We start from the raw sequence: 16,858 nt of genomic DNA, 5'->3' as shown, positions 1-16,858 counted from the left end.
GGTGGTCGGTGCAGCGGGCCTACGGAGCAGTAACCGACGCGCTACGCGCGTCAATCTCTTGTGTACGCACGGGAGTTGTCAAGACTCCGCGGGTGTCCGGCGGGAGGCGCCGGGGTGAACCGTCCGAGATACGGAGAATTCCGTCTACGCTTGGGCGCGCACGAGCCCGTAGCCGTTCGAGGAGCTGAGCACCCGATGTCCGCAGACCGTCCCACCCTGCCGCCGGTGCGGCTGCACTCCGAAGCGGAGCTGGCCCGGGACGCACTGAGCGCCCCGCTGATGGCCCGGGCCGCGAAGCTCGCCCGCTGGGCCGAGCGGGGCGTCCCGGTCGGGGTGGGCGGCGAGATCCTCCAGGAGCCGCTGGCCGCCGCCACCGAGCACCTCGGCCTGGCCGGCGACGAGGACGGCCCCGCGTACACCGCCGAGGCCTGGCAGCTGGCGGTGGACACCGGACTCGTGGAGATCGAGGAGGCCCCCGACGACGAGGACGGCACCGACCTGCCCGACAACGCCGCGGCCGGCACCGCCACCCCCGGCGAGGAGCTGGGCCTGCTCACCTCCGGCAGTCCGCAGGACATCCTCGACATCTGGCTCGGCGGCATGGAGACCGTGCTCGCCGACGCGGCCGCCCCCGATCTCGCCGACCTCGCCGACCAGCTCACCCAGGGCGGCGAGCTGGACCTGGACGCGATCGACTGGAACCCGGAGGAGGAGGCCGAGATGCTGGACGGCATCCTCGGCAACCTCTATCTGCTCACGGCCCTGAGCGAGCGCCCCGACCAGGACGTCCCGCTCCCGGCGCTGGCCGCCTCCATGATCGTCCCGGACGACATGGACGAGCCCACCGACGACGTCCTCGAAGAGGTCTCCGAGGCGATGATGCGCCTGGACGACCAGTTCCGGGTGCTGGAGCCGATCGGCCTGGTCGCCTACAAGCCCGTCGACGAGGCGCTCATCGAGGAGCTCGACGAGGACGGCGAGACGGTCCTCCCCCAAGGACCTTCGACAGGCTCCGGTCCAGGGGGGACCCCCATCGCCGAGCCGCTGACGGACGAGGACGTCTCCCGCTACGGCCTGGTCCGCCTCACTCCGCTCGGCGTCTACGCCGTCCGCGCCCGGATGCTGGACGCGGGGGTGCACGCCCCGGCGGTCGGCGATCTCTCCGACAAGGGCGCCGACGTCCTCCTGGAGGCGCTGCCCGACTACCCCGAGCCGCTCGCCCAGGCCGAGTCCGAGCTGTGGCTCGCCGCCCGTACGCCCCTGGACGCCGCGCGGGACCTGCTCGCCGCGGCGCGGGGCGACGACGAGCGCGCCCCGCGCCGCCGGCTCGACGCCCAGCAGACCCTCTCGCTGGTCGCGCCGGACGCCGAGGAGGCGCTGCGCGAGGTGCTCGACGACCGGCAGCTGGGCGGTCTGGCCCGGGTCTGGCTCGCCGAGCGCGCGCTGCCCGGCATCCCCGAGCCCTCCCAGGAGATGATCTTCTGGCTGACGGTGGACACCCTCGCGGCGCAGCTGGACAGCGCCGAAGAGGAGGAGGCCACCACCGAGCTGCGCGAGCTGGTCCAGGGCCTGACCGACCAGCACAGCGGATTCTTCGAGACCGCCTGGCGGGTGGACCACCCGGCCACCGCCGACGTCCTGGAGGCCATGGGCCGGCTGCACCCGGACAAGAAGGCCGCCAAGGAGGCCCGTAAGGCCGCCTTCAAGGCGCGCTCGCGGCAGTCGGACTGAGTCCCCCAAGGCACCGGCGGGGCCGGTCCGGCGGAGCAGGGCCCACTGCGGCCCGGTTCCGCCGGGCCGGCCCCAACTGCTTCCTGGATGTCGCGCCGCGTTCAACTGGAGTTCGACGGCGCGCGGAAACGTAAGCGGCGCAGGCCCCAGGGGAGAAGAAACCGGCCATCTTGGAGATGACAATGCCGCTCACCCGAAGAGACTTCGCCACGCGTTCCGCGCTCGCCGGCGCGGGGGTTGCGCTGGCCGGCAGCGTCGGGGTGCTGGCCACCGCGCCCGGAGCCCTCGCCGAGGAGCTCCCGGACGCCGGCCCGGACGGCGCGCCGGACGGGCCCGCGGCCGGCTACGGCCCGCTGGTCCCCGACCCGGACGGCATCCTCGCGCTGCCCGCCGGCTTCTCGTACCGGATCATCACCCGGACCGGCGTCACCAAGCTCGACAGCGGTGAGTCCACCCCGTCCAACCATGACGGCACCGGCACCTTCGAGGGCCACCGCGGCACCACCCTGCTCGTCAACAACCACGAGCTCAAGGGCCCGCGCACCGACTGGCCGCACCCGGTGCCACTGACGGAGGGTCTGGTCTACGACCCGGCGGCGGCCGGCGGCTGCACCGTGGTCGAGGTCGCCAAGGACGGCAGCCCGGTCGGGGAGCGGGTCGGCATCGCCGGTACCGCCACCAACTGCGCGGGCGGCACCACCCCTTGGGGCACCTGGCTCACCTGCGAGGAGACCGAGGACAAGGCCGGCGACCACGGCATGACCAAGGACCACGGCTATGTCTTCGAGGTCGACCCGCACGACCTCGCGGCCGGCCGGAACCCCAAGCCGATCAAGGCGCTGGGCCGTTACGCCCACGAGGCCGTCGTCGTCGACCCCCGGCGCGGTCACCTCTTCCTGACCGAGGACGCCGCCGGCCCCAACGGCCTGTTCTACCGCTGGACTCCGCCGCACGGCTTCCGCCACGGCCACGGCCGGCTGCGCACGCTGGCCGACGACGCGGGCGTGCTGGAGACCTTCAAGTGCTTCGACTCCGGCGGCCGGTTCGTCGACGACCTCTCGCGCGCCACCAAGACCGGCACCGTCTACGGCGTCGACTGGGTCGAGGTGCCCGACCGCGACGCCCGGACGGTCTCGGTCCGCAAGCAGTTCAAGGACGGTGAGGTCACCCGCGCCCGCAAGCTGGAGGGCCTGTGGTGGGCGGACGGCGGCGCCTATGTCGTGTCCTCCTACGCCCGTGCCGAGAGCCCCGTCCCGCACGACGGGCAGGTGTGGTTCTACGACCCGCGGCGGCGGACCCTGACCTTGAAGGTGCTGCTGGGCGTCAACCCGGACCCTTCCAAGGACGGCGCGCTGGACGGCCCGGACAACATCACCGTCTCGCCCTACGGCGGCCTGATCATCGCCGAGGACGGCGAGGGCGTGCAGCACCTCTTCGGCGCCACCGACGACGGCCGGACCTACCCCGTCGCCCGCAACGAGCTCAACATCGGCACCGCGGACAAGCCGGAGTTCAGCGAGTTCACCGGGCCGGTGTTCTCCCCGGACGGGCGGACGCTGTTCGCCAACATCCAGGAGCCCGGCATCATGCTGGCCATCACCGGCCCGTGGAAGCGGCAGCGCCGGCAGCGGTAGCCGCCACGGCTCGCGACCGGCGACGGTCGGCGACCTGCGGGCGAGGCCCTCTGCCGTACGGGCGGAGGGCCTCAGCCGGCCGTCGCGGTGAGCACGTAGTAGTCCAGCAGACCGGTCTCATAGGCCGTCAGATAGCGGCGCGGCCACTCGTCGCGGAGCTCCGGCTGCTGGGCCATATAGCGGTCGTAGGCCTCCCAGACCCCCTCGCCGATCGGCCGGACGCGGACCTGCCGCAGGCCCGCCGCGGAGAGCGTCGCGGCGACCTCGTCGACCACATGCGGCACGTCCAGGCCGTCGGCGTACGGGGGCAGCAGCCCGGGCAGCGCGCGGGCGGCGGCCGGGGTACGGGCGAAGAACGTGGTCAGCGCCAGCCGGCCGCCCGCGCGCAGCACCCGCGCCGACTCCCGGGCGAAACCGGGCAGATCGCGGAAGTGCTGTGCCGCCTCGACGGAGAAGAGGCAGTCGACGCTGCCGTCGGGGAGCGGGATCTGCTGCGCCGCGCCCTGGAGGAACTCCAGCCGGCCGGCGGTGTCCGGGGACGCGGCGAGCAGCTCCGCGTTCGCCTTCCTGGCCCGGGCGATCTGGTCGGGGTGCGCATCCAGCCCGATGACCGTTCCCAGGCCGCACTCGCGCAGCGCCAGCGCACAGCCCAGCCCGCGCCCGCAGCCGACCTCCAGCGCGGTGCGGCCCTGCGCCGGCTCGAAGGTCTCCAGCACCAGGCGGTAGAGGTCCTCCTCGCTGCGCACGCGGTCGGCCTCGGTCAGCGGCCGGTCCGCGGGGCCGGTCAGCCCCGCCCAGTAGCCGAAATTGATGAAGCCGCCGGCGAAGGCCGGGACGGTGCTGAGGTCGAGCTCGCCGTAGACCTTCACGACCCGGTCGGGAAGGTCCGGGGGGCCGGCGGGGCCGGCGGGCGGCGGCTGCTGCGTCATCGAACGCTCCTCGTGCGTGCCGTAGGGGACGTGTCGTGAGGGGTGGAGCCGTGACGGGTGGTGCCGGGGGCGGGTGCGGAGTCCTGGGGTGTGGCGGCCGGTGGACGGGATGTGGCGTGCCCGAGGACAGGGACGGCGGGGCGGCAGGGACCGCACAATTCTCGGCCCGGAGCGTTCCCGCGCCGGGGAAGGCGCGCCGCCCGTACGGACGCTGACGGCCCGTCAGGGTAGCGGGCCGCCGCCGTGGACGGCCCCCGCCGCTCGCCGCGGGGCGGGGCCTCCGGCGGGCGTCACCGGTTCACAGTGCCTGGGCGGCCGGTTTGGTCATGCCGCGTACCGTGCGGGCGTCGACGAACTCGCCCATCGCGGTCATCTCCCACTCGCCGGAGAACTGGCGGATGAGCTTCGCCATCATCACGCCCGTACGCGGTTCGGCGTGCGTGAGGTCGAAGCGGACCAACTCCTCCCCGCTCTGGGCGTCCAGCAGGCGGCAGTACGCCTTGGCGACATCGGAGAACTTCTGGCCGGAGAAGGAGTTCACGACGAAGACCAGGCCCGTCACCTCCGGGGGCAGCCCGCCGAGGTGGACGGTGATCGCCTCGTCGTCGCCGGCGCCCTCGCCGGTGAGGTTGTCGCCGGAGTGCTGGATCGCACCGCCCAGGATCATCAGCTTGCCGAAGAAGCAGTTGTCGACCTTTTTGCGGTCCGGGCCGTAGGCGATGACGGAGGCGTCCAGATCGATGCTCCGGCCCTGGAAGGCGGGCTCCCAGCCGAGGCCCATCCGGACCGAGCCGAGCACCGGACGGCCGCCCTTGACCAGCGACACGGTCTGGTTCTTCTGCAGGCTGACCCGGCCCTTGTCGAGGTTGACCTTGCCGGAGCCGGAGCCGGAGCCGGAGCCGGAGCCGGGGGCCGGGGCGGGCGGCGCGGGAGCCGGGGCCGGGGCCGCCGGCGCGGCGGCGGACGGTGGGGCGACCGGGGCCGGGGCGCCGGTGGGCGGTCCCCACGGGGCGGCCGGGGCCGGGGGAGCGGGGGGTGCCTGCGGGGCGGCGGCGGGCGCGGCCGGTTCCTCCACGCTGACGCCGAAGTCGGTGGCGATCCCCGCCAGGCCGTTCGCGTAGCCCTGGCCGACCGCGCGGACCTTCCAGGCGCCGCCCCGGCGGTAGATCTCGACGACCACCAGCGCGGTCTCGGTGCCCAGCCGCGGCGGGGTGAAGGAGGCGAGGACGCTGCCGTCGTCGGCGTTGCGGACCGTGCCGGTGGGTTCCGTGCCGGCGAAGGTGGCGCCGGGGGTGTCCAGGCTCGCGGTGACGACGATCTTGTCGATGCCCTCGGGTACCGCGGCGGTGTCCACCGTGATGGTGTCGCCGCCGGTGGCGGCTGCGGAGTGCGTCACGCCCGGTGCGGAGGGCTGGTTGTAGAACACGAAGTCGTCGTCGGAGCGCACCTTGCCGTCGGCGGCCAGCAGCAGGCCCGATACGTCCAGCCGCACGGGGGCGGTGACGTCCACCGCCACCCGCACGGCGCTGAGCGGGAGGTTCGAGCCAGGAGTCATAGCGGTCATGTCGGGGTCAACGATCGGCTCGCCTTTGCGGTTCCATTACCTGCGGCCGGTTGGCCGTTACCTGCGGCCGGTTGGCCGTCCGCGGTCACCGGCGGTCCCGGGAATTGCCGAACAGCAGCCGGTAGGCGATCAGCAGGACCAGGGCCCCGGCGATCGAGGCGATCCACATGGAGGGTTCGCCGAAGTCCTTGGGTATCGGGCGGTGCAGGAACTTCGTGGAGAGCCAGCCGCCGATGAAGGAGCCCACGATGCCGATCAGGGTGGTACCGACGATCCCGCCCGGGTCCCGGCCCGGCAGCAGGACCTTGGCGATGACGCCTGCGATCAGCCCGAGTACGAGCCAGCTGACGATGCCCATGATGCATTCCTCGTTCCTGCGCGGAGGGTTGGTACACAGATCAGGACGCCGACCGGGCGGCAGGGGTTCCGTGGCGTGGCACGGGCCACGTGCGCAGGTCACGGCGGTGGGCCGGGCCATGCGGCCACGGACACGGACACGGCCACGGCCGGCACCACCGGGACCGTCGTCGTAGCCTGTCCTCGCCCCGGCCCGTCCTCGCCCCGGCCGTCCTCATCCCGGCCGGACGAACCCGCACTCGTACGCGGCGATCACCGCCTGGGTCCGGTCCCGCACCCCGAGCTTGGCCAGCACCCCCGCCACATGGGTCTTGACCGTGGCCGGGCCCACCCCCAGCCGCTCCGCGATCTCGGCGTTCGTCAACCCCGCCGTCATCAGCCGCAGCACCGCACGCTCCCGTTCCGACAGCCGGGCCCGCAGCGTCCGCACCGCCTCGTCCGCCGCCCGCTCCCCGGCGTGCCGGGCGGCCAGCCGGCGCACCGCCGCCGGGAACAGCAGCGAGTCGCTGCGCGCCACCAGCCGTACGGCCTGCACCAGTTCCTCCGCGCCGGACCGCTTGAGCAGAAACCCGCTGGCACCGGCCCGCAGCGCGGCATAGACGGCGGCGTCGTTCTCGAAGGTCGTCACCACGATGATGCGCGGCGGACCGGCCATCGAGGCAAGCACCTGCTCGGTCGCCCGGATCCCGTCGATCTCCGGCATCCGGACGTCCATCAGCACGAGGTCCGGGCGCAGTTCCCGGATCAGCGGCACCGCCTCGGCACCGGTCGCCGCCTCCCCGACGACCTCCATGCCGTCCTCGGCGCCCAGGATCGCGCGCAGCGCGCTGCGCACCAGCTGCTCGTCGTCGGCGAGGACGATGCGCAGCGGACGGGGCGGTTCCCCGTCACCGGCCCGCCGGCCGTCGTTCCGCACGGTGGTCATACCCCGTTCCCCCTGTTTCCGGCCGGCTTCCCGGCGCCGCTCGGCTCCTCATGTCGTGGCCCCCTTCAGCGGCAGCCGGGCCGTCAGCCGCCAGACGCCGTCCTCGGCCGCGGCCGTCGCCCCGCCGCCCAGCAGCCGGGCCCGCTCGGCGATCCCCCGCAGCCCGCGGCCCCCGCCCGCGCGGGCGTCCGGGGCGGCGCGGCCGGCTCCCGGCACCGCATTTTCCACCCGTATCGTCACGTCCGCGTCCGTCACGCATACGGCCAGCCGGACCGGCACCGGCCCGGCATGCCGCAGCGCGTTGCCGAGGCCTTCCTGCACGATCCGGTAGGCCTCCCGTGAGACCACCGGCGGCAGCCCCGTACACCGCCCCTCGACGTCCGCCTCGATCGGTACGCCCGCCGCCCGGGTCCGGTCGAGCAGCGCCGCCAGGCCGTCCAGGGTGGGCGCGGGCGCGGCCGGATCGCTGCCGTCCTCCTCGCGCAACAGGCCCAGTACGGTGTCCAGTTCGGCGACCGCCGCGCGGGTGGTCTCCTCGATGGCGGCCAGCGCCCGGCGGGCGAACTCCGGGTCCGCCTCCAGCACCCGGCGGGCCGCGCCCGCCTGGAGGGTGACCGCGCTCAGCGCATGTCCGACGGCGTCGTGCAGCTCGCGGGCCAGCCGGTTGCGGGACGCCAGATCGGCGGCCCGGCGCTCGGCGGCGGCCAGCCGGTCGGCGGGCGTGGGGCCCAGCAGCGCCGGGGCGCAGCGCGCCAGCAGCGTCCCGGCCCCCCAGGACGTGCCGGCCACCAGGGCCAGCAGCGCCAGCCCCGCGAGCGGGCCCAGCAGGCCGTGGAAAGCCGGCCACCCCAGCGCGGTGTGCCGCAGGGGATCGGCGAACGGCAGCAACAGCAGCACCACTGCGGCCGGCGGCGCCGCCAGCGTCATCCCGCTGACGATCCCGCCGGCCAGCAGATGCGCCACGAACCACAGCGCGGTACGCCGCCGGGCCGCCCACGAGACGGCCGGCCCCTCGGCCAGCAGCTCCGCGGGCACCCCGCACAGCGACCGCACGGCGCTCACCTCCAGCGGCCGCACCGGCGGGAAGAGCAGCGCGGCCAGCGCGGCCACCGGCAGCGCACAGCCGAACGCGACCAGCTGCCAGCCCACTTGGCGCAGCGGGTCGGCGCCCTCCGCGACCAGCGGCAGGACGACCGAGACCAGCAGGAAGAACGGCATCAGCAGCGCGCCGCCCAGCACCAGATGGACCCAGCGCCGTCCGGTCAGCCGCACCGGACGGCCTCGCGTGCGGCGCAGAACGGCGCCCCGGCCCTGGCGGGTGCGGTGGTGTACGGGGCTCGGGCCGGGCGCCCGGTCATCAGGCTCATGGCCGCCAGCCTTCCGGTGGCGGGCCCGCTGCGCCTCGGCCCCGCTGACGATCCGCCTCCGCCGCACGGGGGAGGGCCGCCCGGCGGGGACGGTGGCCGCGGTGGCTCACAGCCGCCGGCCGGCCGGCGCCAGCCGGTCGCGGGCGGCGAGCAGGGCGTCCTTGATCATCTGCTCATGGGCCGGGGTCAGCCGGGCCACCGGCACCGAGCAGCTGAGCGCGTCCCGGGCCGGTGTCCGGGAGGGCAGCGCGACACCGAAACAGCACAGGCCCAGGGTGTTCTCCTCGCGGTCGACCGCATACCCCTGTGCGCGCACCGTGTGCAGCTCCTCGATCAGCTGCTCGCGGTCGGTGCGGGTGTGCTCGGTCAGCCGCGTGAGGTCCGGCGGCAGCAACGACCGCACCTGGTCGTCGGTGTGCGTGGCGAGCAGCGCCTTGCCCAGCGCGGTGGAGTGCGCGGGCAGCCGCCGGCCGACGCGGGTGACGGGGCGCAGATGGTGCGGGGACTGCCGGGTGGCGAGCGAGACGACGTGGGTGCCGTCGAGGCGGGCGAGGTGGATGGTCTCGGTGGTGTCGTCGGAGAGCCGGTCCAGCGTCGGCCGCGCCGCGGCCACCACCTCGTCGCCGTCGAGGTAGGACGTGCCGACCAGCAGCGCACGGACGCCGATGCCGTAGCGGGTGCCGGTCGCATCGGTCTCGATCCAGCCCAGGTCGACGAGGGTGCGCAGCAGCATGTAGAGGCTGGACTTCGGATAGCCGACCGCTTCCTGGACGGACGCCAGGCTGTGCATTCCAGGGCGCCCCGCGAAGTATTCGAGCAACTCCACCGTCCGCACCGCGGATTTGACCTGCGATCCACCGGTATCGGCAGCTGACATCGCCCTTGACCCCTCTGTTCCGGCCGCCATAGAGTCCCAGTGGTTCGGGTTCATGATCTGGAACGCCGTTCAGCATATAGAACGCGGTCCGGTGTGCTGCACGAAAGCGGAACGTCTCCGAACGACTCGGCACGGCATCGCCCGGGAGGAATGCACGGTGGCAGCAGCAGCTCCAGTCTGGAGTGTCGATCCGCGAACCGGGAAGCAGCGGGAACAGGTTGCGGTGGAGGCCACAGCCGACGAGGTGGACGCCGTGGTCCGGGCCGCGCACGCCGCCCGCGGCGCACTCGCCGACCGCGCCGTACGCACCGCCCTGTTGCGCCGCGCCGCCGATCTGCTCGACGAGGCGGGCGAGGCGGTCATCGAGGCCGCCGACGCCGAGACCGCGCTCGGCCCCGGCCGCCTCACCGGCGAACTCGCCCGCACCACCTACCAGTTGCGGGCCTTCGCGGACCTCGTGCAGGAGGGCGCGTTCCTCGACGTACGGATCGACCACGCCGACCCCGGCCTTGCTCCGCCCCGGCCCGACCTGCGCCGCTACAAGATTCCGCTCGGCCCGGTCGCGGTCTACTCCGCCAGCAACTTCCCGCTCGCCTTCTCGGTACCGGGCGGCGACACCGCCAGCGCCCTGGCGGCCGGCTGCCCGGTGGTCGTCAAGGCCCACCCGGACCATCCGGCCACCTCCGAGCTGTGCGCCGCGCTGCTGCGCCGCGCCGCCGCCGAGGCCGGCCTGCCCGAGGGCGTGCTGCACCTGGTGCACGGCTTCCAGGCCGGCGTCGACCTGGTGCGCCACCCGCTGATCACCGCGGCCGGCTTCACCGGTTCGGTCCGCGGCGGCCGTGCGCTGTACGACGCGGCCGCCGCCCGCCCGCACCCCATCCCCTTCCACGGCGAACTGGGCAGCCTCAACCCCGTGGTGATCACCGAGGCCGCGGCCGGGGAACGCGCCGAGCAGCTCGGCGCCGGACTGGCCGGGTCGATGACGCTCGGCGTCGGCCAGTTCTGCGTCAAGCCCGGCCTGGTCCTGGCCCCCGGCGGCGAGGCGGGCGACCGGCTGCTGACCTCGCTGACCGCCGCGGTCAGCAACAGCGAGGCCGGGGTGCTGCTCGACCACCGGATGCGCCAGGCGTTCCTCGACGGGATCCGGAGCCGTGCCGGACTCCCGGACGTCGGGGCCCCGGTGACGCCGGGCGCCGGCGGCGAGCACACCGTCAGCGCCGGCTTCCTCACCGTCCCCGCCGACCGCCTCACCACCGACGGGCCCCACGACCTCCTCCTGGAGGAGTGCTTCGGCCCGGTGACCGTCGTCGCCCGCTACACCGACGAGGCCGAGATCGCCGCCGTCCTCGCCCGGCTGCCCGGCAACCTCACCGCCACGCTCCACCTCGGCGACGCGGAGAGCGCCGGCACCGACGGGGCGGGGCGCGGCGCCCGGCTGCTGGCCGACGTCACCCCGCTCGCCGGCCGGGTGGTCGTCAACGGCTGGCCGACCGGGGTCGCGGTCGCCCCCGCCCAGCACCACGGCGGCCCCTACCCGGCCACGACCTCCACCTCCACCTCCGTCGGCGGCACCGCCGTGGAACGCTGGCTGCGCCCGGTCGCCTACCAGGACACCCCGCCCGCCCTGCTGCCGCCCGAACTGCGCGAGGACAACCCGCTCGGCCTGCCGCGCCGGGTCAACGGCAAGGCCGAAGGCCTCTAGGCCGTTCCGTTTGGTGGCGAGGGTGGAGAGCTTCTGCCCACCCGACCGATGAGTTCCGCCTCGCCGCGTCGTCTGCATAGTGGGAACGTCCCCCTTCCGCGCCTGCGGGAGGCCCGAGACGAGATGACGAGGAGCGTGAACACCGTGGACCAGGAGAACGTGAGCGCCACGCTGACTGTGGCCGTGCCCGCCGCGAGGGTGTTCGCGGTGCTGGCGGACCCGGCGGCCCATGCGGCGATCGATGGCACCGGCTGGGTGCAGAAAGCTGCCGACCGGGCGCCGCTGACCGAGGTGGGGCAGATTTTCCGGATGGACATGTACCACGCCAACCATCCCCATGGTGACTACCAGGTGGCCAACCAGGTCCAGGTGCTCGACCCGCCGCGGGCCATCGGCTGGCTGACGGGGCAGGAGAAGGACGACGGTCGCCTGGAGTTCGGCGGCTGGCTCTGGCGTTACGACCTTGCGCCGCTCGGCCCGTCCGAGACCGAGGTGACGCTCACCTACGACTGGTCGGCGGTGCCGCAGAGCATCCGGGAGTACATCCAGTTCCCGCCGTTCGGCCCGGAGCACCTCACCAACTCGCTGCACCACCTGGCCGAGCTCGTCTCCGGACCGACGACGACCGGCTGAGCCGAACGAAACGGCTAGCCGCCCTCCGCCGCCTCGTTCGGCTCCCTCCGGGCGACGAGCTGCAGCCGCTCGGCCGTACGCCCGTCCAGCGTGCCCACCGACCCCCGCCGCTCCGCCAGCACCGAGAAGCCCGCCGCCCGCACCAGCCCCCGCAACCGCTCCGGCGGATGGTGCCGGAAGACCCCGCCGTCGGGCGTCTCGAACACGCCGTACGTCCCGTACCGCTCCGCGAACCGCGCATAGCGCTCCTGGTTGAGCGCATCGCCCTGCAGCGGGACATCGCTCAGGTACAGCACCCCGCCGGGCCGTACCAGCCGCCCCAGCTCCCCGGCGATCGCCGTCTGGTCCGCGTCCCCGGGCACACAGGTGAGCACCGCGAACAGCAGCGCCGCATCGAACGCCGCGTCCTCGAACGGCAGCGGAAACCCGGCCCACCGCAGCAGATCCAGCTCCGGATGCTCCCGCCGGCCCCGGGCGATCAGCGCCGCCGACACATCCACGCCGCGCACCGCGCGGTAGCCGAGCCCGGCCAGCTCGGCGGTCAGCCGCCCGTAGCCGCAGCCGTAGTCCAGTACGTGCGCGCCGCGCGGCACATACGCGTCCAGCAGCGCCGGATCGAGGGGATGGGTGAAGGTCTTGGCGGACCCGGTCGTCTCCCAGAAGCCGAGGAAATCCTGTGGCGAGGTCATGGCGGGACGCTACCCCTCGGAACGAGAAGCCCCGCTTCAGGGCGCCGGCCCGCGGACGAAAACGAGGTGCGCGCGATCTCTGTCGTTGACACGCTGCGTGGACATTTCCGAGGACGCCCTGGCACAGGCCCGCCGGGCAGCGCGCGACCTCGGCGTTCAAGAGCGCCTCTCCCTGCTCCTGCGCCGGCCGCCCGACTGCCCCTGAACCTCCTGTGGCGAGGTCACGCCGGTTCGCCACCCCCGGGAATAGCCACACGCCCCGGAAGGTTGCACCGGGGCACACCCACCCCGAGGAAAGTCAGCCGTCCCATGCGCGTCGAAATCTGGTCCGACATCGCCTGCCCCTGGTGCTACATCGGCAAGGCCCGCTTCGAGGCCGGGCTCGCCGCGTTCGCGCACCGTGAGGTCGTCGAGGTGGTGCACCGCTCCTTCGAACTGGACCCGAATGCGCCGGCCGCCGACGGCGTCCCGGTGCTCGACATGCTCGCCGCGAAGTACGGCGTGACCCGCGAGCAGGCCGCGGCGATGGAGGCGCGGGTCGCCGAGGCCGCGGCCGGGGAGGGGCTGGACTACCGCTCCGACCGGATCCACGGCAACACCTTCGACCTGCACCGGCTGGTGCACCTGGGCAAGGCGTACGGCGTCCAGGACGCCCTGCTCGACGCCTTCTACCGCGGCCACTTCGCCGAGGCGCGGGCGCTCGGCGACCCCGCCGTCCGCAGCGAGATCGCCGTCGGCGCGGGGCTGCCCGCCGATGAGGTCGCCCGGGTGCTGGCCGACCCCGGGGCGTATGCCCAGGAGGTGCGCGCCGAGGAGCGCGCGGCGGCGGAGCTGGGCGCCACCGGCGTGCCGTTCTTCGTCATCGACCGCCGCTACGGCATCTCCGGCGGGCAGCCCGCCGAGGTCTTCCGGCAGGCCCTGGAGCGGGCGTACGCCGATGCCGGCGAGCCGCTGTCGGCGGTCGGCGAGGGCGAGGTGTGCGGGGACGACGGCTGCGCCGTGCCCGGGACATGACCGCGCCCGCCGGCCTGCCGCACCCCGCCCGCACTCCGCGCGGGCCCGTAAGGCCCGGTGGCGGGATACGGCCCGCGTCACGGCCCGTGTCATGGACGGGCCGACGATCACCGACCACAGTGGGCACATGCAACGACGTGAGCCACTCGGCGGGGCCGAATTCGCGCCCGAGACGACGTATCTGAACTCCGCCTCCAGCGGACTCCTCCCGGCACGCAGCGCCGCCGCCCTGCGCGCTGCGCTCGACGAATCCGCCTCCTACGGCACCATGGGCCGCGACTACTTCGCCGCCGCCTCGGCGTCGCGGGAGGCCTTCGCCCGGCTGATGGGGGTGCCCGCCGAGCGGGTCGCCGTCGGCAGCTCGGTCGCGGTGCAGTCCGCGTTCGTGGCCGCCTCGCTCCCGGCGGACGCCGAAGTGCTGGCCCCCGAGGGCGACTTCAGCTCCCTGGTCAACCCGCTCGCCGCCCGCCCGGGCCTCACGCTGCGCACCGTACCGCTGGAGGCGCTCGCCGACGAGGTGCGCCCCGGCACCGCCCTGGTCGCCTTCAGCGCCGTGCAGTCGAGGGACGGCCGGATCGCCGACCTGGCGGCGGTGCGCGAGGCCGCACGGGCGCACGGGGCGCGGACCTACCTCGACGCCACCCAGGCCGCCGGCTGGCTGCCGCTGCGCGCCGCGGACTTCGACTTCGTCGTCGCCGGCGCCTTCAAGTGGCTGCTGTGCCCGCGCGGTACGACCTTCATGGCCTTCGGCGGGGAGCTGGGCACGGGCGCGCCGTGGCCGGCCGCGCCGCACGCGGGCTGGGTCGCCGGTGCGGACCTCGATGCGTCCAACTACGGCCTGATCCGGCCGGCCGCCACCGCCCGGCGCTTCGACGAGCCGCATGCCTTCTACTCCTACGTCGGCGCCGAGCAGTCCCTCGCCCTCATCGAGGAGCTGGGGGTGGACACCCTCCACGCCCACAACACCGCACTCGCCGCCCACTACCGTGCCGGGCTGGCCGAGCGCGGCCTGACGCCGGTTTCCGCGCCGGGCTCGGCGATCGTCTCCACGCCGGGGCTCACGGACGCCGAACACCGGCTGTCCGAGGCGGGGGTACGGATCTCGGTGCGCGGCGGACTGCTCCGCGCGGCCTTCCACCTGTACAACTCGACGGATGACGTGGAGCGGCTGCTGTCGCTGCTGGGGTAGGGGTGTCCGCCCTTGGGCCGCCGGGGAATCCCCGCGGGGGACGCGGTGGTGAGACTGATGTAATGGGCAACGGCCATGTCCCGAGCAGCAGTTGAGAGGCCCTCAGTGACCACCGCATTCGACCCGATAGACCTCGCGGGCACCCGGCTCGCCAACCGCATCGTCATGGCGCCGATGACCCGAAACCGCGCCACCGCCGAGGGCGTCCCCACTCCCTCCATGGTCCGCTACTACACCCAGCGGGCCTCGGCCGGCCTCATCATCACCGAGGCCGCCCAGACCGCCCCGATCGGCCGCGGCTACCCGCTCACCCCCGGCCTGCACACCCCCGCACAGGTAGCCGGTTGGCGCGAGGTCACCGACTCCGTGCACGCCGCGGGCGGCAGGATCTTCGCGCAGTTGTGGCACGGCGGCCGCATCGGCCACCCGGTGCTGCTGGCCGACGGCCGGCTGCCGGTGGCGCCCTCCGCGGTCGCCGCGGCCGGCCAGGGCTTCACCCACGAGGGCCCCAAGGACTTCGTCACCCCCCGTGCGCTGACCGGCGAGGAGATCCCCGAGACCATCGCCGGATTCGCGGACGCCGCCCGCAACGCCCTTGAGGCCGGGTTCGACGGGGTGGAGATCCACGGCGCCAACGGCTATCTGATCCACCAGTTCCTGGCACCCGGCTCCAATCTGCGCACCGACGAGTGGGGCGGCTCCGACGAGGCCCGCGCCCGTTTCGCCATCGAGGTCGTCAAGGCCGTCGCCGCCGCAGTCGGCGCGCACCGCACCGGCCTGCGCCTCTCGCCCGGCAACCCCTTCAACGACATCCACGAGCCCGCGCCCGAGGCCACCTACACCACGCTGGTGGACGCCATCGCCCCGCTGGGCCTGGCCTATCTGCACACCTGCGACGTCCGCGACACCGAGCTGCTGAGCCGGCTGCGCAAGCGCTTCGGCGGGACGTTCCTGCTCAACCCGGCCACCGACGGCCGGCCCACCGGCCCCGAGGAGCTGCCGCTCGTCGAGCGGGGCGAGGCCGATCTCCTCGCGTACGGCGCGCTGTTCCTCGCCAACCCCGACCTGCCCCGCCGCCTGGCGCGCGGCGGCCCCTTCAACACCCCCGACCGGGACAGCTTCTACGGCGGCGACGACTCCGGCTACCTCGACTACCCGGCACTGGACGTCTGAAGGGAGTGGCCGGCCCCGCAGCGCACACGGCGCGGCCGCCGCACAGACCCTGCTGTGCGGCGGCCGCGCCACCGGGATCTCCGCGACTACCTCACCGGCGTGAAGTCACGGGCCCCGATGTACTCCGGGCGCCGGACCGGCGCCGCGAACGGCTCCACCGCCGCGTTCTCCACGCTGTTGAAGACGATGAAGACATTGCTGCGCGGGTACGGCGTGATGTTGTCACCCGAGCCGTGCATGGCGTTGCAGTCGAACAAGGTCGCCGAGCCGGCCTTGCCCGTGAAGAGGCGGATGCCGTGCTTGTCCGCCATCTTCGTCAGTACCTCGTCCGACGGGATGCCCGCGTCCTGCATCTGCAGCGACCGCTTGTAGTTGTCCTTCGGCGTCGCGCCCTCGCAGCCCACGAAGTGCCGGTGCGAACCGGGCATGATCATCAAGCCGCCGTTGGTGTCGTAATTCTCCGTCAGCGCGATCGAGACCGACACGGTGCGCATGTTCGGCAGCCCGTCCTCGGCGTGCCAGGTCTCGAAGTCCGAGTGCCAGTAGAAGCCGGAGGCACCGAAGCCCGGCTTCACATTGATCCGCGACTGGTGGACGTAGACGTCCGAGCCGAGGATCTGCCGGGCACGGCCGACCACGCGCGGGTCGGAGACCAGCTTGGCGAACACCTCGCTGATCTTGTGCACCTCGAACACGGACCGCACGGTCTGCGTCGTCTTCTCGACGATGGAGCGCGGGTCGGCGCGCATCGTCGGGTCGAGAACGAGCCGGTCCAGTTCGGCGCGGTACACCGCGACTTCTTCCGCCGTCAGCAGCTCCCCGATGGCAAAAAAGCCGTCGCGTTCGAAGTCGCTCAGCTCGGACGGCGCGAACGGGCCGGCCGTTCCGGGCTGCGACCACACCACCGGGTCCTTCCGCGGGGTGATGACCTCAGCGGTCCCACGGGTCGGGTACAGGTCGGCGGTGCGCTCGGGTGCGGTGGTCATGGTGTTGCCTTCCTCTCCTCTCGTACGGGCTCTGGCTTACGTGGTACAGGCCTTCCTCAGCTGCCGGACGGGGCAGGCGGGGGGTGCG

15 protein-coding genes are annotated in these 16,858 nt (G+C 73.7%); 7 read left to right on the top strand and 8 right to left on the bottom strand.

Features of this window, described 5'->3' with window-relative positions; all coding sequences use genetic code 11:
- The first annotated feature begins 195 nt into the window (after window positions 1-195).
- Together BKA18_RS08320 and BKA18_RS08315 are read left to right on the top strand one after the other, a co-directional pair.
- On the top strand, window positions 196-1,731 hold the full coding sequence (locus tag BKA18_RS08320) for a hypothetical protein (RefSeq protein ID WP_235447468.1): 1,536 nt from the start codon (window positions 196-198) through the stop codon (window positions 1,729-1,731).
- Between the two features lie 182 nt (window positions 1,732-1,913).
- Entirely contained in the window at window positions 1,914-3,365 is a 1,452-nt protein-coding gene (locus BKA18_RS08315; RefSeq protein ID WP_366046266.1) for an alkaline phosphatase PhoX, read from the top strand.
- Window positions 3,366-3,436: 71 nt separating this feature from the next.
- Here the strand turns inward: BKA18_RS08315 and BKA18_RS08310 are convergent, their stop codons facing one another.
- The 6 genes from BKA18_RS08310 to BKA18_RS08285 form a co-directional block, all read right to left on the bottom strand.
- Entirely contained in the window at window positions 3,437-4,294 is an 858-nt protein-coding gene (locus tag BKA18_RS08310; RefSeq protein WP_366046148.1) for a class I SAM-dependent methyltransferase, read from the bottom strand.
- A 298-nt stretch (window positions 4,295-4,592) separates the two neighbouring features.
- Window positions 4,593-5,849 carry a TerD family protein gene (locus tag BKA18_RS08305; RefSeq protein WP_366046147.1) on the bottom strand — a complete coding sequence of 419 codons (1,257 nt, stop codon included), beginning with the start codon at window positions 5,847-5,849 and terminating at the stop codon, window positions 4,593-4,595.
- A gap of 94 nt (window positions 5,850-5,943) precedes the next feature.
- On the bottom strand, window positions 5,944-6,216 hold the full coding sequence (locus BKA18_RS08300) for a GlsB/YeaQ/YmgE family stress response membrane protein (RefSeq protein ID WP_006606328.1): 273 nt from the start codon (window positions 6,214-6,216) through the stop codon (window positions 5,944-5,946).
- A 213-nt stretch (window positions 6,217-6,429) separates the two neighbouring features.
- Window positions 6,430-7,140, bottom strand: coding sequence for a response regulator transcription factor (locus BKA18_RS08295; protein ID WP_366046146.1), 711 nt, complete (start codon window positions 7,138-7,140; stop codon window positions 6,430-6,432).
- Window positions 7,141-7,188: 48 nt separating this feature from the next.
- Complete coding sequence (locus BKA18_RS08290; RefSeq protein ID WP_366046265.1) at window positions 7,189-8,358, bottom strand: sensor histidine kinase; 1,170 nt, start codon at window positions 8,356-8,358, stop codon at window positions 7,189-7,191.
- 255 nt (window positions 8,359-8,613) lie between these two features.
- Window positions 8,614-9,384 carry an IclR family transcriptional regulator gene (locus tag BKA18_RS08285; protein ID WP_366046145.1) on the bottom strand — a complete coding sequence of 257 codons (771 nt, stop codon included), beginning with the start codon at window positions 9,382-9,384 and terminating at the stop codon, window positions 8,614-8,616.
- A 157-nt stretch (window positions 9,385-9,541) separates the two neighbouring features.
- On the opposite strand from BKA18_RS08285, the gene BKA18_RS08280 reads away from it, so the two are divergent.
- Together BKA18_RS08280 and BKA18_RS08275 are read left to right on the top strand one after the other, a co-directional pair.
- Window positions 9,542-11,086 (top strand): aldehyde dehydrogenase (NADP(+)), encoded by a 1,545-nt coding sequence (locus BKA18_RS08280; protein ID WP_366046144.1) that lies wholly within the window; start codon window positions 9,542-9,544, stop codon window positions 11,084-11,086.
- Between the two features lie 144 nt (window positions 11,087-11,230).
- Window positions 11,231-11,719: an SRPBCC domain-containing protein gene (locus tag BKA18_RS08275; RefSeq protein WP_366046143.1), complete on the top strand. Its 489-nt coding sequence runs from the start codon at window positions 11,231-11,233 to the stop codon at window positions 11,717-11,719.
- A 14-nt stretch (window positions 11,720-11,733) separates the two neighbouring features.
- On the opposite strand, the gene BKA18_RS08270 is transcribed toward BKA18_RS08275, so the two are convergent.
- A complete protein-coding gene (locus tag BKA18_RS08270) occupies window positions 11,734-12,408 on the bottom strand; it encodes a class I SAM-dependent methyltransferase (RefSeq protein ID WP_366046142.1) in 675 nt (224 codons plus the stop codon).
- Window positions 12,409-12,717: 309 nt separating this feature from the next.
- Here BKA18_RS08270 and BKA18_RS08265 point away from each other — a divergent pair, with 309 nt between their 5' ends.
- The 3 genes from BKA18_RS08265 (at window position 12,718) to BKA18_RS08255 (ending at window position 15,784) form a co-directional block, all read left to right on the top strand.
- Window positions 12,718-13,422 (top strand): DsbA family oxidoreductase, encoded by a 705-nt coding sequence (locus BKA18_RS08265; RefSeq protein WP_366046141.1) that lies wholly within the window; start codon window positions 12,718-12,720, stop codon window positions 13,420-13,422.
- A gap of 127 nt (window positions 13,423-13,549) precedes the next feature.
- A complete protein-coding gene (locus BKA18_RS08260; RefSeq protein ID WP_366046140.1) occupies window positions 13,550-14,611 on the top strand; it encodes an aminotransferase class V-fold PLP-dependent enzyme in 1,062 nt (353 codons plus the stop codon).
- A 105-nt stretch (window positions 14,612-14,716) separates the two neighbouring features.
- Window positions 14,717-15,784, top strand: coding sequence for an alkene reductase (locus BKA18_RS08255; RefSeq protein ID WP_366046139.1), 1,068 nt, complete (start codon window positions 14,717-14,719; stop codon window positions 15,782-15,784).
- Window positions 15,785-15,870: 86 nt separating this feature from the next.
- On the opposite strand, the gene thpD is transcribed toward BKA18_RS08255, so the two are convergent.
- Window positions 15,871-16,770, bottom strand: a complete 900-nt coding sequence (thpD, locus tag BKA18_RS08250; RefSeq protein ID WP_366046138.1) for an ectoine hydroxylase — start codon at window positions 16,768-16,770, stop codon at window positions 15,871-15,873.
- Window positions 16,771-16,858 lie beyond the last annotated feature (88 nt).

The organism is Streptomyces auratus (genome assembly GCF_050433025.1).
Classification (GTDB): domain Bacteria; phylum Actinomycetota; class Actinomycetes; order Streptomycetales; family Streptomycetaceae; genus Streptomyces; species Streptomyces sioyaensis.
This window is presented reverse-complemented; position numbering and strand designations above follow the sequence as displayed.